Source organism: Nocardiopsis trehalosi NBRC 14201, assembly GCF_001552555.1.
Classification (GTDB): Bacteria; Actinomycetota; Actinomycetes; order Streptosporangiales; family Streptosporangiaceae; genus Nocardiopsis_B; species Nocardiopsis_B trehalosi.
In genome coordinates this window covers 1-18,333 of the sequence record NZ_BCRK01000125.1, presented here as the reverse complement: position 1 = coordinate 18,333, position 18,333 = coordinate 1, and the positions used below count along the sequence as shown (strand labels likewise).

Here is an 18,333-nt window from a genome sequence, read left to right as displayed (position 1 = left end):
CCCGGCCCCGGCGCGCGCCCGCGGCGCCGGGGCCCGCTCACCTCCCGGCGGACCGGGCGGCGAGCGCGGCGGTGGCCCCGACCCCCAGGGTGACGGCGGCCGCCAGCCCGGCCGCCGCGGCGAGGGTGGCCGCGTCCGGCTGGAGCAGCGGCTGCCCGCGCAGCGCCTGCCAGGCCAGCAGCGCCACCGCTCCCGTGTAGCTGGCCCCGGCCACCGCCACCAGCGCGGTGCGCGTCCCCTCGCCGCGCAGCAGGCGGACCCGCGGCGCCGCGGCGCCCAACCCGAGGGCGAGCAGCGGCAGCGCCTGAAGCCCGTGCAGGCCGACGAAGTGGGCGATCCGCAGGTCCCCGCCCTCGGTGCTCCACGAGGTCACCGGCAGGCCCGGCCCGCCGTCGGGGGCGTCCACGGTGTGCGCGCCGACGGTGTGGGCCTCGGCGCCGGTCTCCAGCACGGCCTCCTGGTCGGGGGTGGGCTGGGTCATCAGCGGGCCGATCGCCATGCCCGCCACCGAGACGAGGACGCCGATCCGGATCGCCCAGGACATGGGCCGGTCCACGCGCCGCTGCCAGACCAGCAGGGCGCCGATGGCGAGGGTGCCCAGCAGCAGCACGACGGCGCCCATGCCCATCAGCTCCTGGAGCTGCGCGTCCATCGGGGTGGTGTAGTTGAAGTGGCTCCGCTGGCCGCGGGCCGCCTGGTAGGTGATGATCACCGTCTCCAGGACGCAGGCGGCGGTGACCGCGGTGCCGAGCGTCCACAGGGTGCGCCGCCAGCGGGGGAACAGCGCGAACATCCAGGCCAGGGTGGCCGTGTAGAGGCCGAAGGAGACGGCGAACTTCAGCGGCTTGAGCCACACGGGCTCGCCCAGGACGGTGCGGCCGTCCACCACCAGCCCGACGCAGAACAGGACCGCGAGGACGCCCGCGGCGGCGGCGAAGAGCGTGAGCGGCCGGTGCCACTCGCGCAGCGGGCGCATCGCGGGCGGCGCGGCCGCTGGCGCGCCGCCGCTGGGCGCGGCGGACGGCGGGGGGACGTGCGGCGGCGTGCCGATCATCAGGGCTCCTCGGGGTGACCTGCGGGGACGCCATTGATTCTGCGGGGATTCGGCCGCCGCGTCGGTAGTGCGGGCGGGCACTTCGGCCCCGTCCAGCACCTCGGTTCCGGGTGGTGGCCGCACCACCGCCGTCGGCGCCCGCGCCCCGCCGCGTCGCTCCGCGATCATCCGGCGACCCCGCGTGGCCGCTTCCGGCCAGTCCGGCCCCGGCGGTTAGACGGAGCCACCTGCGGGTTGCCGGAAATCGCAGCGCACAACCCCCGAAACGGTGTCAATCCGTCATGTTGACACCACCCTCCGCACACCCCCTGAATTGGTGCAGCGCGCCCCTCCCACTCCCCCACAGGAGGCACTGTGCAACGACGCGGCCTGCTCGCCGTCCTCTCCCTCGTCCCCCTCCTCCTCGCCACCCTCTCCGCCGAGAGCGCGTCCGCCGAGGACGCCCCCGCCTACCGCCAGTACGAGGTGCGCGGGCCGTCCACCCCGCAGGAGCGCACCGAGGTCGCCGCGACCGGCGTCGCCATCGACGGGGTGGACGACGGCTCCGTGGTGGTCACCGCCGCCCCCGGCGACATCGGCGCCGTCGAGGACCTCGGCTACGAGGTCACCGAACTCGCCCCGCCCGGCTCCGGCGGCCCCCGCGCCCTGGACTTCCCGCCGGCCGACGCGCGGTACCACAACTACGCCGAGCTGACCGACGTGGTCGCCGACGTGGTCGCCGACCACCCGGCCATCGCCCGCCGGGTCGACATCGGCGACTCCCACGGCGGCCGCGACCTGTTCGCGGTCAAGATCAGCGACAACGCCGGCACCGACGAGGACGAGCCGGAGGTGCTGTTCACCCACTCCCAGCACGCCCGCGAGCACCTGACCGTCGAGATGGCGGTGTACCTGCTCAACGCGTTCACCGACGGCTACGGCACGGACTCCCGGATCACCGACCTGGTCGACGGCCGCGAGATCTGGATCCTGCCGAACGTCAACCCCGATGGCAGCGAGTACGACATCGCCACCGGCTCCTACCGCAGCTGGCGCAAGAACCGCCAGCCCAACCCGGGCAGCACGGCGGTGGGCACCGACCTCAACCGCAACTGGGGCTACCGGTGGGGCTGCTGCGGCGGCTCCTCGGGCAGCCCGTCGAGCCTGACCTACCGCGGGTCGGCGCCGGAGTCGGCGACCGAGGTGCGCCGGGTGGCCGACTTCGTGCGCAGCCGGGTGGTCGGCGGCGAGCAGCAGATCTCCGTCGGGATCGACTTCCACACCTACGGCGAGCTGGTGCTGTGGCCCTACGGCTACACCTACGGCGACGTCGCCCCCGGCATGACCCGCGACGACTACGACACCCACGCGGAGCTGGGCCGGCTCATGGCGTCGTCCAACGGCTACACGCCCCAGCAGTCCAGCGACCTCTACATCACGGACGGGTCGATCAACGACTGGCTCTGGGCGGACCAGGGCATCTTCTCGTTCACCTTCGAGATGTACCCGACCGGGACCGGCGGCGGCGGGTTCTACCCGCCCGACGAGGTCATCTCGCGCGAGACCGCGCGCAACCGCGAGGCGGTGCTCGACCTGCTCGACTACGCCGACTGCCCGCAGCGGGTGATCGGCGCCGAGGCCGAGTACTGCGGCGCCGCCTGACCGGCGCGGCCCGACCGGGCGGGCGCCGCCGCGTGTGCGGCGGCGCCCGCGCTCACCCCTCGTTCCGGGCGAGCAGCCGCCCGTGCGGCGCGTCCGGGTCGACCTCGGTGCCGCGCAGCAGGGTCCGGCGCACCTGCCCGCGCAGCTCGCGGCCGTGGTAGGCGCTGACCGGGTTGCGGTGCCGCAGGGCGGCGGCGTCGACGCGCACGGCCGCGTCGGGCGCGACGACGGCGAGGTCGGCGTCGCGCCCGACCGCGATCGCGCCCTTGGCGGCCAGCCCGGCGATCTCGGCCGGGCGGCGGGCCATCCACCGGACCACGTCCGCCAGGCCGTGGCCGCGCGCGGCCGCCTCGGTCCACATCGCCGCGAAGCCCACCTGCAGGCCGGACACCCCGCCCCACGCGGCGCCGAAGTCGCCGGTGTCCAGCCGCTTGAGGTCGACGGTGCTGGGCGAGTGGTCGCTGACGACGCAGTCGATCACGCCGTCCGCCAGGGCCGCCCACAGCAGGTCGCGGTTGGCCGCGCCGCGGATGGGCGGGCAGCACTTGAACTGGGTGGCGCCCTCGGGCACCTCCTCGGCGGCGATGGTCAGGTAGTGCGGGCAGGTCTCGACGGTGAGCGGCACCCCTTCGGCGCGGGCCTGGGCGATGAGCGGCAGGGCGGTGGCCGAGGACAGGTGCAGGATGTGCGCGCGGGTGCCGGTGGCGCGCGCGGTCGCGATGACCAGCGCGATCGCGGCGTGCTCGGCGGTGTCGGGCCGGGAGGCGAGGAACGACGCGTAGTCGCGGCCGGTGGCGGGCGGGGCCTGGGCGAGCACCCGCGGGTCCTCGGCGTGCACGATGAGCAGCCCGCCGAACTCCCCGATGGCGGCCGCCGCGGCGCGGAACCGGTCGGGGTCGAGGTGGCCGAACTCCTCGACGCCCGAGGGCGACAGGAACGCCTTGAACCCGTACACCCCCGCCTCGTGCAGTTCGCGCAGCACGCCGGTGGCCCCGGGGCCGGTGTTCTCCGGGACGGCGCCGCCCCAGAACCCGACGTCGACCGCCGTCTGGCCGTGCGCCGCCGCGCGCTTGGCGGCCAGGCCGGCGGCGGTGGTCGTGGGCGGCACGCTGTTCAGCGGCATGTCCACGAGGGTGGTCACCCCGCCGGCCGCGGCCGCGCGGGTGGCCGTGGCGAACCCCTCCCATTCGGTCCGGCCGGGCTCGTTGACGTGCACGTGGGTGTCGACGAGGCCGGGCAGCAGCACCTCGTCGTCGGCGAGGTCGAGGGTGCGGGCGGCGGACGCGGGCGCGCCGCGGTCGAGCACCGCCGCGATCCGGCCGCCGCGCACGGCGACGGCGGCGGGCCGCTCCCCCTCGGGGGTGACGGCGCGCCGCGCCCGCACCACCAGGTCGTAGTCGTGTTCTGCCATGTCTCCCGTCTCCCTGCTCGTCGCGCTCGCGGTCGTGGCCGCGGTCAGCCGACCCGGCGGTGGGCGAGGCCGGTCAGCGCGGCGGTGTCGACCCCCGTCGCCGCCTCGACCTCATCGGCCGTGAGGGCGCCGCAGCCCAGCCCGCGCACGAGGGCCGCGGCGAGCGCCTGCGCGGTGGCGGGCTCGTCCAGCACCCCGCCGTCGACCGCACCCAGGTAGTCGCGCAGCCGGGCGGCCGCGGGGGCGAACGCCTCCCGGTGGAAGGCGAAGGCGGCCAGGTAGCGGGTGGGCAGCTGGTGCGGGTGCAGGTCCCACCCCTGGTAGAAGGCGCGCTCCAGGGACCGCCGGACGAGGCCGGCGTGCAGCCGCCAGGCGGCGTGCACCCGCGCGGTCGTGCCCACGGGCAGCACGTTGGTCGATCCGTCCGAGAGCCACACCCCGGTGCCGGCGGCGGCGACCTGCATCACGGCCTTGGCGTGGTCGGCGGCCGGGTGCGCCATGCTCTGGTGGGCGGCGGTCACCCCGCACGCCGCGCTGTAGTCGTAGGTGCCGTAGTGCAGGGCGGTCACCCGGCCCTCGCCGCGGTGGATCATCCGGGCGACGGCGGCGGCGCCGTCGGGGCCGAGGACCGACTGCGGGGTCTCGATCTGCAGCTCGAACCCGAGGCGGCCGGCCGGCAGCCCGAGCAGGTCCTCGACCTGCCCGCAGGTCCAGGCCATGGCCTCGACCTGCTCCACCGAGGTGATCTTGGGCAGGGTGAGCAGGAGCCCGTCGGGCAGCCCGCCCGCCTCCTCCAGCAGGGTCCGCAGGAAGAGCAGCAGGCTGCGCACGCCGCGGCGGCGCCCGGCGGCCTCCATCCCCTTCGGTCGCAGGCCGAGGTAGGGGGGCGCGGTCCCGGCCGCCAGGTCGGCGGCGAGCGCGCGGGCGGCGGCGACGGTGTGCGCGTCCTCCTCGTCGTCGGAGCGGGCGCCGTAGCCGTCCTCCAGGTCGACGCGCAGGTCCTCCACGGGTTCGGCGGCCAGCTTGGCGCGGACGCGGGGCAGCGCGTCGGCGACCGCGTCCTCGGGCACGCCGGTGGCGGCGGCCAGGGCGGCGGCGTCGGGGGCGTGCGCATCCAGGGCCGCGAGGGCCTGCTCGCCCCAGGCGGCGGCCAGGCCGGGGCCGACCCGGTCGGCGGGCACGTAGACGGTGTGCACGGGCTGGCGCAGCGGCCGTTCGCCGGGGTAGTCGCGCAGCAGCCGCGCGTCGGCGTCGGCCAGCCGCGCGTCGAGCGCCGCGCAGATGGCGCCGAGGCCGGTTCCGGCCACGCCCGCGCTGTCCCCGGTCGAGTCGTGCTCACCCACGCTGTTCGTCCCTTCGTCGGCGGTACCGGCGGGGCGGCGCAGGAAAACCCCGCCCCGAGAACTTCTATATCGCGGACAATAACTTCTACAATTCGGAACAACAAGAGGGTGCGGTCCCCCCATCCGCCTCCGGCCCGCGCCGCCACGCGCCGCCGGCGGACACCGCCCCACGACCGGCGGCGCGCAGGCCACGTGATCGCGAAAGGGGTTACCGGCGAGCGCTTCCGTATCGCAGAATGGAAACTTCGAGGAAGAGTGGCCACCGGCCCGCGGGCCGCGCCCCGGGCGGCCACGCGATGGGAGCATGAGACCTTTGGCCACGCCACAGACCGCGACCGGTGCCGACACCGGCGACACCGCCGTCCCCGCCGCCGACCCCGGGGCCCGGCCCCGCTCGGGCGGCGTGCAGTCGCTCGACCGCGCCTTCGCCCTGCTGGAGATCATGGCCGACGCCGGCGGGGAGATCTCCCTCAGCCAGCTCGCCGAGTCCTCCGGCCTGCCCCTGCCCACCATCCACCGCATCATCCGCACGCTCCTCGGCAACGGCTACGTGCGCCAGCTCCCCTCCCGCCGCTACGCCCTCGGGCCGCGGCTGATCGGCCTCGGCGAGAGCGCGTCGCGGATGCTCGGCACCTGGGCCCGCCCGCACCTGGCCGAACTCGTCGAGGAACTCGGCGAGACCGCCAACCTCGCCATGCTCGACGGCGACAAGGTCGTCTACGTCGCGCAGGTCCCCTCACCGCACGCCATGCGGATGTTCACCGAGGTGGGCCGGCGGGTGCTGCCGCACTCGGCCGGGGTGGGCAAGGCGCTGCTCGCCCAGCTCCCCGAGCACGAGGCGCTGGCGACCGTGGGCCGCACCGGCATGCCCGCCGCCACCGACCGCACCATCACCACCCCCGAGGAGTTCGCCAAGGAGCTGGCGCGCATCCGCGAGCAGGGCTACGCCATCGACGACGGCGAGCAGGAGATCGGCGTCCGCTGCCTGGCGGTGCCGGTGGTCGGCGGACCGGCCATGATGGCGGTCTCCATCTCGGGCCCCGAGGCCCGGGTGGGCTGGGGGTTCGTCGAACGCGCCGCGCCCATCGTGCGGCGCGCGGCCGAGCACCTCGCCGACGACCTCAACCACCAGGTCTGACCCGCCGGATCAGACCTGCTGGTCGAAGCCCAGCTTGCGCAGCTGCTTGGGGTCGCGCTGCCAGTCCTTGGCGACGCGGACGCGCAGGTCGAGGTAGATCCGGGTGCCCAGGAGCGCCTCGATCTGCGCCCGCGCCGCCGACCCCACGTCGCGCAGCCGCGCGCCCTTGGTGCCGATCACGATGGCCTTCTGGCTGGGACGCTCGACGTACAGCGACGCGTAGACGTCGACCAGCTCGCGCCGGGAGTTCTCGCGGGCCTTCATCTCCTCGACCACCACCGCGATCGAGTGCGGCAGCTCGTCGCGCACCCCCTCCAGGGCGGCCTCGCGGATCAGCTCCGCGACGAGCATCTCGTCGGGCTCGTCGGTGAGGTCGCCGTCGGGGTACAGCGGGGGCCCGTCGGGCAGGTGCGAGCAGAGCACGTCGGTCGCGGTGTCGAGCTGGAACCCGGCGTCGGCCGAGACGGGGACGATGTCGGCCCACGTGCCCAGGCGCTCGACGGCCAGCAACTGCTCGCGGACCTGCTCGCGGCCGACCTTGTCGGTCTTGGTGACGATCGCCACCACGGGGGTGTCGCGCTGGCCCGCGAGTTCGCGGGCGATGTAGGTGTCGCCGCGGCCGATCGGCTCGTCGGCGGGCACGCAGAACCCGATGACGTCCACCTCGACCAGCGTGGAGCGCACCAGGCTGTCCAGCCGCTCGCCCAGCAGCGTGCGCGGCTTGTGCAGCCCCGGGGTGTCCACGATGATCAGCTGCGCGTCCGGGCGGTGGACGATGCCGCGCACGGTGCGCCGGGTGGTCTGCGGCCGGTTGCTGGTGATCGCCACCTTCTGGCCGACGAGGGCGTTCATCAGCGTCGACTTGCCCACGTTGGGCCGGCCGACGAAACACGCGAAGCCGCTGCGGAAGCCCTCGACGTACGAGGGCATCGGCATCGGAGCCCGCAGGTTGGGGTCGAGGTCGTCCATGGCTCCAGTCTCGCCTGCGTCCGGGGGCGGGCGGAACCGCCCCCGGAGGATCGGGCCGCGCCCGGTGCGGGCGCGGCGGCGCCGCACGGCCCCGAGGGGCGCGTGCGGCGGTGCGGTGCGCGGGCCCGTCAGGGTCGCACGACGCGCACGGGGGTGCCGTCGGGCGCGGCGAGCACCACGAGCGCGGCCGCCAGGTCGGCGGCCACCGCGAGGTCGGCGGCGGCCGGTTCGGCGGCCTCCGACACCACGACCGCGGCCTCCAGGGCCCCGGCCTCGCTGGACACGGCCGCCGCCACCGCGCCCTGCAGCGCGGTCAGCCGCAGCGACGGCAGCTCGACGGTCACCGCGGCGTAGGTGCGCCCGGTCTCGTCGCGCACGGCGGCGCCCTCGGCGGCGCCGGTGCGGGCGCGCGAGGCGCGGGCCAGCGTGATGAGCTTCTCGTCCTCGGGGCCGATGTCCCCGGCGGCGGTGTCGGTCAAGGTCCACCTCTCGTCGGCAGCGCGGTCGCCGGCGGCGGGCGCGGGGCGCCCGCTCACAAGCGCTCCACCAGCACCGTCGCCGTCTGGTTGCGGCGTCCCGCCGGGTCCTCGGCGGTCAGCCTGAGCCCAGCGTATTCGGCCTGGGAACCCGTGATGGGCACCCGCCCCAGCGCGTAGGCGAGCAGGCCGCCCACGGTCTCGACGTCGGGGGCGTCCACCTCGGTGCCGAACACCTCGACCAGCTCGCCCAGCGGCAGCCGGGCGGTGACCCGCGCGCGGCCCTCGCCGAGCCGTTCGACGGGCGGGACCTCGTCGTCGTACTCGTCGGTGATCTCGCCGACGATCTCCTCCACGATGTCCTCGATGGTCACCAGGCCGGCCGTGCCGCCGTACTCGTCGATGACCACGGCGACGTGGATGCGCTGGCGCTGCATGTCGCGCAGCAGCTCGTCGATGGGCTTGGAGTCGGGGACGTAGGTGGCCGCGCGCATGGCGTCGCGGGCGGTGCCGAGGTGGCCCGCGCCGCCGCCGTCGCGCTCGGCCCAGACGTCGCGCATGCGGGCGACGACGTCCTTGAGGTAGAGGATGCCGACGACGTCGTCGAGGTCGGCGCCGACGACCGGGATGCGGGAGAACCCGCTGCGCAGCGCCAGGGTGAGGCAGTCGTCCAGCACGGCGTCGCCCTCGACCGACACGATGTCGGTGCGCGGCACCATGACCTCGCGCACCATGGTGTCGTCCAGTTTGAACACCGAGTGGATCATCTCGCGCTCCTCGGCGTCGATGACGTGCCCGCGCTCGGCCAGGTCGACCAGCCGGCGCAGCTCGCCCTCGCTGCTGAACGGGCCCTCGCGCTCGCCCTTGCCGCGCGGGGTCAGCGCGCGGCCGATCCGCACCAGCAGTTCGGCGACCGGCCCCAGTACCGGGCGGACCGGAACGAGCACGGTGACCGCGGCCCCGGCCAGCGGGGCGGCGAACTGGCGGCCCAGGATGCGCGGGGTGACCCCGATCAGCATGAAGTCGACCACGATCATCAGCGCGCCCGCGCCCACCAGGGTGGGCCAGCCCGCGCCGAACCAGCCGATCGCGCCCGCCACCAGCGCCAGCGCCGCCAGCACCTCGGCGGAGACCCGCAGCAGTAGGAGCAGGTTGAGGTGCGCGGCGGGGTCGGCGGCGACCGCGGCCAGGCGCCGGCCCGCCGCTGATCCGGCCGGGCCGTCCTCGCCCATGCCGGCGGTCCGGGTGAGCGCGACCTCGGCGGCGACGAAGAACGCGGCCAGGACGGCGAGCAGCGCCGCGGCCGCGAAGGCGTACAGCGGCAGCCAGCCGGCCGCCGCCGCGCCGGGGGCGGGCGCCGCCAGCAGCGCGGCGGCCGCGCCGGTATGACCGGGGGTCATCGGGCCGGTTCCTCGCCCGCGGAGTCGCGGCGGGCGTCCTCGTCGAGGTGCCGCCGCCAGCTCGCGAGGATGTCGCCCTGGAGGCCGAACATCTCCTTGTGCTCCTCGGGCTCGGCGTGGTCGTAGCCCAGCAGGTGCAGGATGCCGTGCGTGCACAGCAGGTCGATCTCGTCCTGCGTGCCGTGCCCGGCCTTCTCTGCCTGGCGGGCGGCCACCTGCGGGCAGATGATCACATCGCCCAGGACCCCCGGCTCGGACGGCTTGTCCTGCCCGCCCGGACGCAGCTCGTCCATGGGGAAGGAGAGCACGTCGGTGGGGCCGGGCTCGTCCATCCAGCGGACGTGCAGCTCGGCCATGGGCTCCTCGTCGATGAGGACCACGGACAGCTCGGCCAGCGGGTGAACCCGCATGGCGTCGAGGACGAAACGGGCCAGCCGCGACAGCCGGGTCTCGTCGGCGGGGACGCCGGACTCGTTCGCGACGTCGATACTCATTGCTCAGGCGCCTATCTGGTCGGACGTGGTGAAGGCGCTCCGGCGGGGCGTGCCCCGCCGGAGCGGCCGGTGCGGTCGCGTGCGGGGCGGCGCCCCGCGGAGGTCAGCCCCCGGTGCCGTTGCCGCGGGCGGACGCGGAGGCGGAACGCCCCCGCTGGCCCTGCGGCCGCTGCTCGACGTCGTAGCGGCCGTAGGCGTCCACGATGGCGCTGACCAGCTTGTGGCGCACGACGTCCTTGCTGGTGAGCCGGCAGAACCCGATGTCGTCGATGCCGTCGAGGATGGACTCGATGGTCCCCAGGCCGCTGGACTGCCCCCGGGGCAGGTCGACCTGGGTGACGTCGCCGGTGACCACGATCTTGGAGCCGAATCCCAGCCGGGTCAGGAACATCTTCATCTGCTCCGGCGAGGTGTTCTGCGCCTCGTCCAGGATGATGAAGGAGTCGTTCAGCGTGCGGCCGCGCATGTAGGCGAGCGGCGCGACCTCGATGGTTCCCGCCGCCATCAGCTTGGGGATGGAGTCGGGGTCGAGCATGTCGTGCAGCGCGTCGTAGAGCGGGCGCAGGTAGGGGTCGATCTTCTCGTACAGGGTGCCGGGCAGGAAGCCCAGGCGCTCGCCGGCCTCGACCGCGGGGCGGGTCAGGATGATCCGGTTGACCTGCTTGTTCTGCAGCGCCTTGACCGCCTTGGCCATGGCCAGGTAGGTCTTGCCGGTGCCCGCCGGGCCGATGCCGAACACGATCGTGTGCCGGTCGATGGCGTCGACGTAGCGCTTCTGGTTGAGGGTCTTGGGCCGGATGGTGCGGCCGCGCGCCGACAGGATGTTCATCGTCAGCACGTCGGCGGGGCGTTCGCCGTCGGCCCCGGGCGTGCGCAGCATCCCGAGGGTGCGCTCGATGGCGTCGGGTGTGATGTGGGCGCCGTTGCGGACGAGTTCCAGCAGCTCCTCGATCAGCCGGACCGCGAGCGCGGTCTCCTCGGGGCTGCCGCTGATGGTGATCTCGTTGCCGCGGACGTGGATGTCGCTGTCGAAGGAGCGCTCCACGGCCCGCAGGAGCTCGTCGCCGGACCCGAGCAGGTTGACCATCGTGTGCTCCTCGGGCACCACGATCTTCACCTGCGTGCGTGAATGAGTTGACTCGACCATGGTGTGGCCTCGCGGCCGTCTGCCCCTGCCTCTCGATCGTCGCCGGCGTCCGCCGCGCGGACCGGCCGGCCGGTCACCGTGGTCGCGGTGCGCCCGGCCGGCCTCAGTCGTCACAGCGATTCTACCAACGCCGCCATTCCCGGCCCGAGGGCTTTTCTCCTACCCGGGCGGCCACTGGAGGCCGCGTCCGCCCAGCACGTGGCCGTGGACGTGGAACACGGTCTGGCCGGCGCCCGCTCCGGTGTTGAACACCAGCCGGTAGCCGGAGGCGGCGATCCCCTCGGCGGCGGCCACCTCATGGGCGTCGCGGGCGACGGCGTCCATGACGCCGGCGCCGGCCCGCGCGGCCTCGCCCGCGTCGGCGTAGTGGTCGCGCGGGATGACCAGCACGTGCGTGGGCGCCTGCGGGTTGATGTCGCGGAAGGCGACGGTGTCGTCGGTCGCGCGGACGACGTCGGCGGGGACCTCGCCCGCCACGATCTTGCAGAACAGGCAGTCGGGCCGGCTCGTCGCCACCTGGACCCCTTCCCTCGGGTGCGTCGTCGGTGCCGCGGGCGCGCGCCCGCGGCCTGGGACCCATGATGCCGCAGGGGGCGCCCGGGGCGCGCGGTGCGCCGGGCACCACGGGCCGGGCGGCGCGGCCGCGTCCGGTGCGCCGGGGGCGGCTGCGCCGGGCGTCCGGATCCTCTACCGTGGCCCGGGAGGCGCCCCCGCACGCGGGCTCCGGCACCGGGCCGCGCGGCGTCCGCGGGATTCCCCGAACGCCCCCTCCCTCCGTGGAGCGCGGGCTATTCTGGTGCTTCGCGTGGCTTCATCCGGGCCGTCACGTTCGCCCGGCGGGCTCCCGCCCGCCCCGCGGGCCGGCGGCGGCGCACCTGTTGTAAGGACCCTGATCCGCGGAACGGTCAGGTCACACCGCAGACCCCCGATCTGGAGCGAGAACACAGGTATGCCCTTTCGTAAACCCGGCGACAAGGGCGCGCGTCCTACAGACGTGACGGAAACATTGGTCGCGGGGGCCTCCGCGGCAACAGTGACGGCCGAGTGGGACGCCGACCAGGCCGTGACCCAGCTCTACAGCGCGCACTACCGCCCCCTGGTCCGCCTCGCCACCCTCCTCGTCCGCGACCACGCCACCGCCGAGGAGGTCGTCCAGGACGCGTTCGTCGCCATGCACGGGGCCTGGCGGCGGCTGCGCGACCCCAACAAGGCGCTGTCCTACCTGCGCCAGTCGGTCGTGAACCGCGCCCGCTCGGTGCTGCGGCACCGGGCCGTGGTCGAGAAGCACGCGCCCAAGGCGCTGCCCGACGCCCCCAGCGCCGAACACGGCGCCCTGGGCGAACTGGAGCGCGCGGCCGTCATCGCGGCTATCCGCCGACTGCCCACCCGGCAGCGCGAGGCCATCGTGCTGCGCTACTACGGCGACCTCTCCGAGGCGCAGATCGCCGACGCCATGGGCATCAGCCGCGGCGCGGTCAAGAGCCACACGGCCCGCGGCATCGCGGCCCTCCGCTCGGTTCTGGAGCAGACGACATGACCGACCCCATCGACGACGCCTTCGAGGACCGGCTGCGCGCGGCGCTGCGCACCGAGGCCGAGGCCGTCACCCCGTCGGCCGAGGGCCTGTCCGCCATCCGCACGCGGACCGAACGCGGGCGCTTCGGCTCCTGGGCCCACCTGCCGTGGCTGCGCCCCGCTCTGGCGGCCGGCGCGGCGGCCGTGATCGCCGGCTCGGTGCTGTTCGGCAGCCCGCAGATCCGCGACCAGCTCCTGCCGTCGGCGCTGACCTCCGCGCCCGGTGACGGCGCCGGGGCCGACCGCCCCGACGGCGCCGGCCACGCCCACGACGACACCCGCGGCGCCGACCGCCCCGACGGCGGCGGCGCGGCCACCCCCGGGACCGACCCCTCGGCCGACCCCGCCGACCCGCGCTCCGGCACCCCCGACGGCGACCCGGGGGTGGCCATGCTGTGCACCCCGGGCGCGCCCGCCGAACCCACCGCCACGGGCGCCCCCACCGCCGACGCCGCGCCGCCGGCGCCCGGTTCGGACGCCCCGGCCACCGGTGGCGACCCCTGCGCCCCCTCCCCCGACCCGGCCGACCCCACGGGCGGCCCCGGCACCGACCCGGGGCCGGGGACCGACCCCGGGCCCGCGCCCGGCGGGGACGACGGCGACGGCGAGGCCGGCGCCACGCCGAGCCCGCCCGGCCCCGGCTCCGACCCCGTCGAGAACGGCACCCTGGCCCAGTAAGGAAGCGCCCCGCCGCCGCCCGCCGACCTCGGCGCGGCGGTCGTCCGTGTCGCGGGGCGCGTGCGGCGCCCGCCCGGAGCGGGCGGGCGGCGCCGGTCTACCAGCGGCCGCAGCGGGCCTGGAGGACCGCCAGGGCGGCGACCCCGGCGGTCGAGGTGCGCAGCACCGTGGGCCCCAGCAGGACCCGCGCCGCCCCGGCGGCGGAGAACGCCGCGAGTTCGGCGTCGGTGAACCCGCCCTCGGGGCCGACCACGACCACGATGCCGGGCGGCGGCGCGTCCGGGTCGCCCGGCCCCGGCAGGGGCAGTTCGGCCAGCCGGTCGCCGGTGCCCTCGTGCAGCACCACGCCGCACGCGGCGCCGGCGAGCAGGTCGGCGACGTCGCGGGTGGCGGCGGGCCCGGTGACCTCGGGCACCCGGCTGCGGCGCGCCTGCTTGGCGGCCTCGCGGGCGGTGGAGCGCCACTTGGCCAGCGCCTTGGCGGCGCGGTCGCCGCGCCAGCGGGTGACGCACCGCTCGGCGGCCCACGGCACGATCGCGTCGACCCCGGCCTCGGTCATGACCTCGACGGCGAGTTCGCCGCGGTCGCCCTTCGGCAGCGCCTGGACGACGGTGATGCGGGGCCGGGGCTCGGGGTCGGTGCCCCGCTCCTCGACCCGGCAGACGACGGTGTCGCGGCCGGTCTCGGTGACCGTGCAGCGGGCGCGGGTGCCGGCCCCGTCGACCAGGTGCAGGGTCTCGCCGGGGGTGATGCGCCGCACCGCGGCGGCGTGCCGGCCCTCGGGGCCGGCGAGGACCACCCGGTCGCGGTCGAGCTGCCCGGCCTCGGCCAGGAAGACCGGTGGTGTCACGGTGAACTCCGGTGGAGACGGCGCCGCCCCCGGCCGCACGGGGCCGGGGGCGGCGGAACGGCGTTGCTAGCGCGCGCCGAAGGCGTCGCGCAGGCGGGAGAACAGGCCGCCGTGGCCGGGGCTGAACTTGCCGGGCGGGTGGTCCTCGCCGCGCAGCTCGGCGAACTTGCGCAGCAGGTTCTCCTGCTCCTCGTCGAGGCGGCCGGGGGTCTCGACGTCGACCTGGATCATCAGGTCGCCGCGCCCGCTGCCGTCGAGGTGCCGGGTGCCGCGCCCGCCGAGGGTGATGACGTGCCCGGAGTTGGTGCCCGGGCGCAGGTCGATCTCCTCGGTGCCGTCGAGGGTCTCGAAGGTGAACGAGGCGCCCAGCGCGGCGGCGGTCATGGGGACGGTGATGGTGCAGTGGAGGTCGTCGCCGCGCCGCTCGAAGATGGGGTGCGGGCGCTGCACGATCTCCAGGAAGATGTCGCCGCGCGGCCCGCCGTTGGGGCCGACCTCACCCTCGCCGGCGAGCTGGATCTGGGTGCCGTCCTCGACGCCGGCGGGGATCTGCACCTTGCGGGTGACCTTCTCGCGCACCCGGCCCTCGCCCGCGCAGTCCGCGCAGGGGTCGGTGATCACGCTGCCCTGCCCGGCGCACTGCGGGCACGGGCGGGTGGTCATGACCTGGCCGAGGAAGGAGCGGGTGACCTGCGACACCTCGCCGCGGCCCTGGCACATGTCGCAGGTGCGGCGGTGCGTGCCCTTGGCCGTGCCCTCGCCCTGGCAGGTGGCGCAGAGCACCGCCGTGGGGAAGGTGACGTCCTTGGTCACGCCGAACGCGGTCTCGGCGAGGTCGAGTTCGATCCGGACCTTGATGCTGCGCCCCCGGCGCACCCGGTCGCGCGGGCCGCGCCCGCCGCCCGGCTGGCCGCCGCCGAAGAACGCGTTCATGATGTCGTCGAAGGGGAACCCCGCGGCCCCGAAGCCGCCCGCTCCGCCACCGCCGCCGGAGGGGGCGAACGGGTCGTGGCCCATGTCGAACATGCGCCGCTTGTTCTCGTCGGAGAGGACCTCGTACGCCTGGGTCACTTCCTTGAAGCGCTCCTGCGTGGTGGGGTCGGGGTTGACGTCGGGGTGGAGCTCGCGGGCGAGCCGCCGGTAGGCCTTCTTGATCTCGTCCTTGGTCGCGTCGCGACGCACGCCGAGAATCTCGTAATAGTCCCTGGCTGCCACTTACTGTCCCGCCAAAATCGTGCCGACATACCGAGCCACAGCGCGTACCGCTCCCATCGTTCCTGGATAGTCCATGCGGGTCGGACCGACCACCCCGAGTTTGGCCAGCGACTGGTCGCCGAACCCGTAGCCCGCGGAGACGATCGAGGTGGATCTCAGGCCCTCGTGGGAGTTCTCCGCACCGATGCGGACCGTGAGCATGGAGGGGTTGCCCGCCTCTCCGAGCAAACGGATGAGGACCATGTTCTCTTCCAGCGCCTCCAGTACGTCCCGAAGGCTAGCGGAGAAATCGACCGCGGCGAGATTCGCGGTGCCCGCGAGCACGATCTTCTCCTCGTGCCGCTCGACCAGGCTCTCCAGCAGCACCGACAGCACCGACGCCACCAGCGGGCGGTCGGCGGCGGGGACCTGGGCGGGCAGGTCCTCCACCTGCGCGGGCACATCGGTGAGCCACCGGCCCACCAGCGCCCGGTTGAGCATCTGCCGCAGGTTCTCGACCGCGTCCTCCGACACCCGGTCGAGGTTGTCGATGACCCGCTGCTCGACCCGGCCGGTGTTGGTGATCAACACCATCATCACGCGCTGGGCGCCGAGCGGCACCAGCTCGACGTGCTGCACCGAGGACCGGGTCAGCGACGGGTACTGGACGATGGCGACCTGCCGGGTGAGCTGCGCGAGCAGCCGGACGGTTCGCGCCACGATCTCGTCGAGGTCGATCGCCCCGCCGAGGAAGGTCTCGATGGCGCGGCGCTCGGCCGACGACAGCGGTTTGACGGTGGACAGCCGGTCCACGAACAGGCGGTACCCCTTGTCGGTGGGCACCCGGCCGGCGCTGGTGTGGGGTTGGGCGATGTAGCCCTCCTCCTCCAGCGCGACCATGTCGTTGCGGATCGTGGCGGGCGAGACGCCGAGGCTGTGCCGGTCGGCCAGCGCCTTCGACCCCACGGGCTCGTTCGTGGACACGTAGTCCTCGACGATGGCACGCAGCACCGCGAGCTTCCGGTCGTCGAGCACGCGCTCACCTCCTGGCACTCCGTGGTTCCAAGTGCTAATTCTATGCCGCCGCGCAAGAGCGGACCTGACCCCGGCACCCCCATCGGGCCCCGGATCGCCGCTGGAGGCGGCGCCGCGGCGTCTGCCAGGATGGGCCGATGGCCCCTCCGCCGCGGGTACCCGCCGTCGATCCCGCCGAACTCCGCCCGTCGCGCCGCTGGTACTGGATCGGCGGCGCCCTCATCGTCGCGGGCATGCTCTGCGGCATGGCCGGGTTCGCCGCCTCCCTGGCCCGGTCGGTCGCCCTGCCGCCGTTCAGCGCCGAGGCGGCCGGCGGCGCCGAGGCCGTGGTGGAGGTCGGCGCCGACCAGCGCAACGAGGGCGACTCCTCCTGGCTCGTCTACACCGACACCCCCGGGGTCCGCGCCGAGGAGGCGTGCACCGCCGCCGGCCCCGACGGCCCGGTGGCCTTCCACGCCGCCCACGAGCACAACGCGGGCGGCTGGTCGCTGGCCGGTGTGCCGGAGTTCACCGGCCCCGGCTCCTACACCGTCACCTGCGCGGGCGTCGGCGCGTTCGCGGTCGCCTACGGCGACAGCACGAGCGGCCTGGTGTGGTCGATCGTGGGCGTGCTCGCCTGGGCGTTCGTGCCGCCCGCGGTCGGCCTGGCGGCCGGCGGCGCCGCCATCCTGACCGCCTGGGCGCGCCGCGCGGCGCACAAGCGCCGGCTCATCGGCGAGCGCGCCGGGCCGCCGCCCTTCCCCCACGGCCGCGGCGCGCCGCCCGCGGGCTGAATCCCGGCCCCGCCCCGGGGCGGCCACTACAATCCCGGGCCGTGCGCACTCCATCGGGCAACTCGGGCAGAAGGTACGGCGGCGACGTCCTGGCGGGCGACTGGCGGCGGCCCCGCAAGGGGGCCGTGCCGGAGGTCGCCGCCGAGGACGGCCTGGTGGTGGAGTCCGCCGACGAGGGGTTCTGCGGCGCCGTCGTCGGCGTCGACAAGACCGGGGTCACCCTGGAGGACCGCCACGGGCGGCGCCGGGTGTTCGACCTCGTCCCCGCCGGGTTCCTGGTCGACGGCCGCCCGGTGACCCTGGTGCGCCCGGCGGCCCCGGCCGCGTCCGGCCGGCTCCGCAGCGCCTCGGGGTCGGTGGCCGTGCGCGGCGCGCGGTCCCGGGTGGCGCGCGAGAGCCGCATCTACGTCGAGGGCGTGCACGACGCCGAGCTGGTCGAGCGCATCTGGGGGCACGACCTTCGGGTCGAGGGCGTGGTGGTGGAGTTCCTGGAGGGCGTCGACCACCTGCCCGAGGTGGTGCGCGCGTTCGATCCGGGGCCGGAGCGCCGCCTGGGCGTGCTGGTCGACCACCTGGTGCCGGGGTCCAAGGAGAGCCGGATCGCCGAGCGGGTGGCGTCGCCGCACGTGCTGGTCGTGGGCCACCCGTTCGTGGACGTGTGGCAGGCGGTCAAGCCGTCGGTCCTCGGGTTCGGCGCCTGGCCCGAGGTGCCGCGGGGCGTCCCCTGGAAGGAGGGGGTGCTGGCGGCCCTGGGCTGGTCGGAGGAGCCGGGCGAGGCGTGGCGGCGCATCCTCGGCCGGATCCGGACGTTCGCCGACCTGGAACCGGAGCTGCTCGGCCGCGTCGAAGAACTGATCGACTTCGTCACCGCACCCCACACGGTGCGAGACTAGAGGCGCCCGCGGCGTCCCGCGGTGACGACGTGCGGCGGCCCCCCGGTGCGCCGGACGGCATAATCTGCACCACGCAAATCGCCACAGCCAAGGGACATGATGAGCGAGACCCCGCCGAACCCACCTCAGTCGCCGGACCCCGCCTCCGGGGGTCGACCGAACCCCGGCGCCCCCGGCGGCCGGCCCGGCCACGGGCAGTCCGGCGGGCAGCCGGGGTACGCCCACCCCACCGGCGGCCAGCCCGGCTACGCGCCGCAGGGCA

At 75.3% G+C, this 18,333-nt stretch carries 18 protein-coding genes; 6 read left to right on the top strand and 12 right to left on the bottom strand.

Features of this window, described 5'->3' with window-relative positions:
• Window positions 1-37 precede the first annotated feature (37 nt).
• Window positions 38-1,054 carry a hypothetical protein gene (locus NT8_RS19730; RefSeq protein WP_084469107.1) on the bottom strand — a complete coding sequence of 339 codons (1,017 nt, stop codon included), beginning with the start codon at window positions 1,052-1,054 and terminating at the stop codon, window positions 38-40.
• Between the two features lie 354 nt (window positions 1,055-1,408).
• On the opposite strand from NT8_RS19730, the gene NT8_RS19725 reads away from it, so the two are divergent.
• Window positions 1,409-2,695 (top strand): M14 family metallopeptidase, encoded by a 1,287-nt coding sequence (locus NT8_RS19725; RefSeq protein ID WP_067971699.1) that lies wholly within the window; start codon window positions 1,409-1,411, stop codon window positions 2,693-2,695.
• Window positions 2,696-2,747: 52 nt separating this feature from the next.
• Here NT8_RS19725 and allB read toward each other — a convergent pair whose 3' ends face one another.
• Together allB and NT8_RS19715 are read right to left on the bottom strand one after the other, a co-directional pair.
• Entirely contained in the window at window positions 2,748-4,106 is a 1,359-nt protein-coding gene (allB, locus tag NT8_RS19720) for an allantoinase AllB (RefSeq protein ID WP_067971696.1), read from the bottom strand.
• A 44-nt stretch (window positions 4,107-4,150) separates the two neighbouring features.
• Window positions 4,151-5,413, bottom strand: coding sequence for a DUF6986 family protein (locus tag NT8_RS19715; RefSeq protein ID WP_067971709.1), 1,263 nt, complete (start codon window positions 5,411-5,413; stop codon window positions 4,151-4,153).
• 439 nt (window positions 5,414-5,852) lie between these two features.
• Between NT8_RS19715 and NT8_RS19710 the strand changes: the two genes are divergently transcribed.
• Window positions 5,853-6,587 (top strand): IclR family transcriptional regulator, encoded by a 735-nt coding sequence (locus NT8_RS19710; protein ID WP_067971706.1) that lies wholly within the window; start codon window positions 5,853-5,855, stop codon window positions 6,585-6,587.
• Window positions 6,588-6,596: 9 nt separating this feature from the next.
• Here the strand turns inward: NT8_RS19710 and era are convergent, their stop codons facing one another.
• The 6 genes from era to NT8_RS19680 form a co-directional block, all read right to left on the bottom strand.
• A complete protein-coding gene (era, locus tag NT8_RS19705) occupies window positions 6,597-7,556 on the bottom strand; it encodes a GTPase Era (protein WP_067971692.1) in 960 nt (319 codons plus the stop codon).
• A gap of 128 nt (window positions 7,557-7,684) precedes the next feature.
• On the bottom strand, window positions 7,685-8,035 hold the full coding sequence (locus NT8_RS19700) for a cytidine deaminase (RefSeq protein WP_067971703.1): 351 nt from the start codon (window positions 8,033-8,035) through the stop codon (window positions 7,685-7,687).
• A 53-nt stretch (window positions 8,036-8,088) separates the two neighbouring features.
• Window positions 8,089-9,432 carry a hemolysin family protein gene (locus NT8_RS19695; protein ID WP_084469106.1) on the bottom strand — a complete coding sequence of 448 codons (1,344 nt, stop codon included), beginning with the start codon at window positions 9,430-9,432 and terminating at the stop codon, window positions 8,089-8,091.
• On the bottom strand, window positions 9,429-9,926 hold the full coding sequence (gene ybeY / locus NT8_RS19690; protein WP_067971688.1) for an rRNA maturation RNase YbeY: 498 nt from the start codon (window positions 9,924-9,926) through the stop codon (window positions 9,429-9,431). Before ybeY ends, NT8_RS19695 begins: the two co-directional genes overlap by 4 nt.
• Before the next feature lie 103 nt (window positions 9,927-10,029).
• Window positions 10,030-11,073 (bottom strand): PhoH family protein, encoded by a 1,044-nt coding sequence (locus tag NT8_RS19685; RefSeq protein ID WP_067971686.1) that lies wholly within the window; start codon window positions 11,071-11,073, stop codon window positions 10,030-10,032.
• Between the two features lie 159 nt (window positions 11,074-11,232).
• Window positions 11,233-11,589 (bottom strand): histidine triad nucleotide-binding protein, encoded by a 357-nt coding sequence (locus tag NT8_RS19680; protein ID WP_067971683.1) that lies wholly within the window; start codon window positions 11,587-11,589, stop codon window positions 11,233-11,235.
• 490 nt (window positions 11,590-12,079) lie between these two features.
• On the opposite strand from NT8_RS19680, the gene NT8_RS19675 reads away from it, so the two are divergent.
• Window positions 12,080-12,610, top strand: coding sequence for a SigE family RNA polymerase sigma factor (locus NT8_RS19675; RefSeq protein WP_067971680.1), 531 nt, complete (start codon window positions 12,080-12,082; stop codon window positions 12,608-12,610).
• Window positions 12,607-13,326, top strand: coding sequence for a hypothetical protein (locus NT8_RS19670; RefSeq protein ID WP_067971678.1), 720 nt, complete (start codon window positions 12,607-12,609; stop codon window positions 13,324-13,326). The genes NT8_RS19675 and NT8_RS19670 overlap by 4 nt, the downstream gene beginning before the upstream one ends.
• Window positions 13,327-13,423: 97 nt before the next feature.
• Here NT8_RS19670 and NT8_RS19665 read toward each other — a convergent pair whose 3' ends face one another.
• The 3 genes from NT8_RS19665 to hrcA form a co-directional block, all read right to left on the bottom strand.
• Window positions 13,424-14,176 carry a 16S rRNA (uracil(1498)-N(3))-methyltransferase gene (locus tag NT8_RS19665; protein WP_067971676.1) on the bottom strand — a complete coding sequence of 251 codons (753 nt, stop codon included), beginning with the start codon at window positions 14,174-14,176 and terminating at the stop codon, window positions 13,424-13,426.
• A 66-nt stretch (window positions 14,177-14,242) separates the two neighbouring features.
• On the bottom strand, window positions 14,243-15,391 hold the full coding sequence (gene dnaJ, locus NT8_RS19660) for a molecular chaperone DnaJ (RefSeq protein ID WP_084469105.1): 1,149 nt from the start codon (window positions 15,389-15,391) through the stop codon (window positions 14,243-14,245).
• A complete protein-coding gene (hrcA, locus tag NT8_RS19655; RefSeq protein WP_067971669.1) occupies window positions 15,392-16,405 on the bottom strand; it encodes a heat-inducible transcriptional repressor HrcA in 1,014 nt (337 codons plus the stop codon). It abuts the gene before it with no gap.
• Window positions 16,406-16,542: 137 nt separating this feature from the next.
• Here hrcA and NT8_RS19650 point away from each other — a divergent pair, with 137 nt between their 5' ends.
• Together NT8_RS19650 and NT8_RS19645 are read left to right on the top strand one after the other, a co-directional pair.
• The gene (locus NT8_RS19650) at window positions 16,543-17,178 is read left to right on the top strand and encodes a hypothetical protein (protein ID WP_067971665.1); all 636 of its coding nucleotides are present in this window, start codon (window positions 16,543-16,545) and stop codon (window positions 17,176-17,178) included.
• A gap of 41 nt (window positions 17,179-17,219) precedes the next feature.
• Window positions 17,220-18,071: a DUF3097 domain-containing protein gene (locus NT8_RS19645; protein ID WP_067971662.1), complete on the top strand. Its 852-nt coding sequence runs from the start codon at window positions 17,220-17,222 to the stop codon at window positions 18,069-18,071.
• Window positions 18,072-18,333 lie beyond the last annotated feature (262 nt).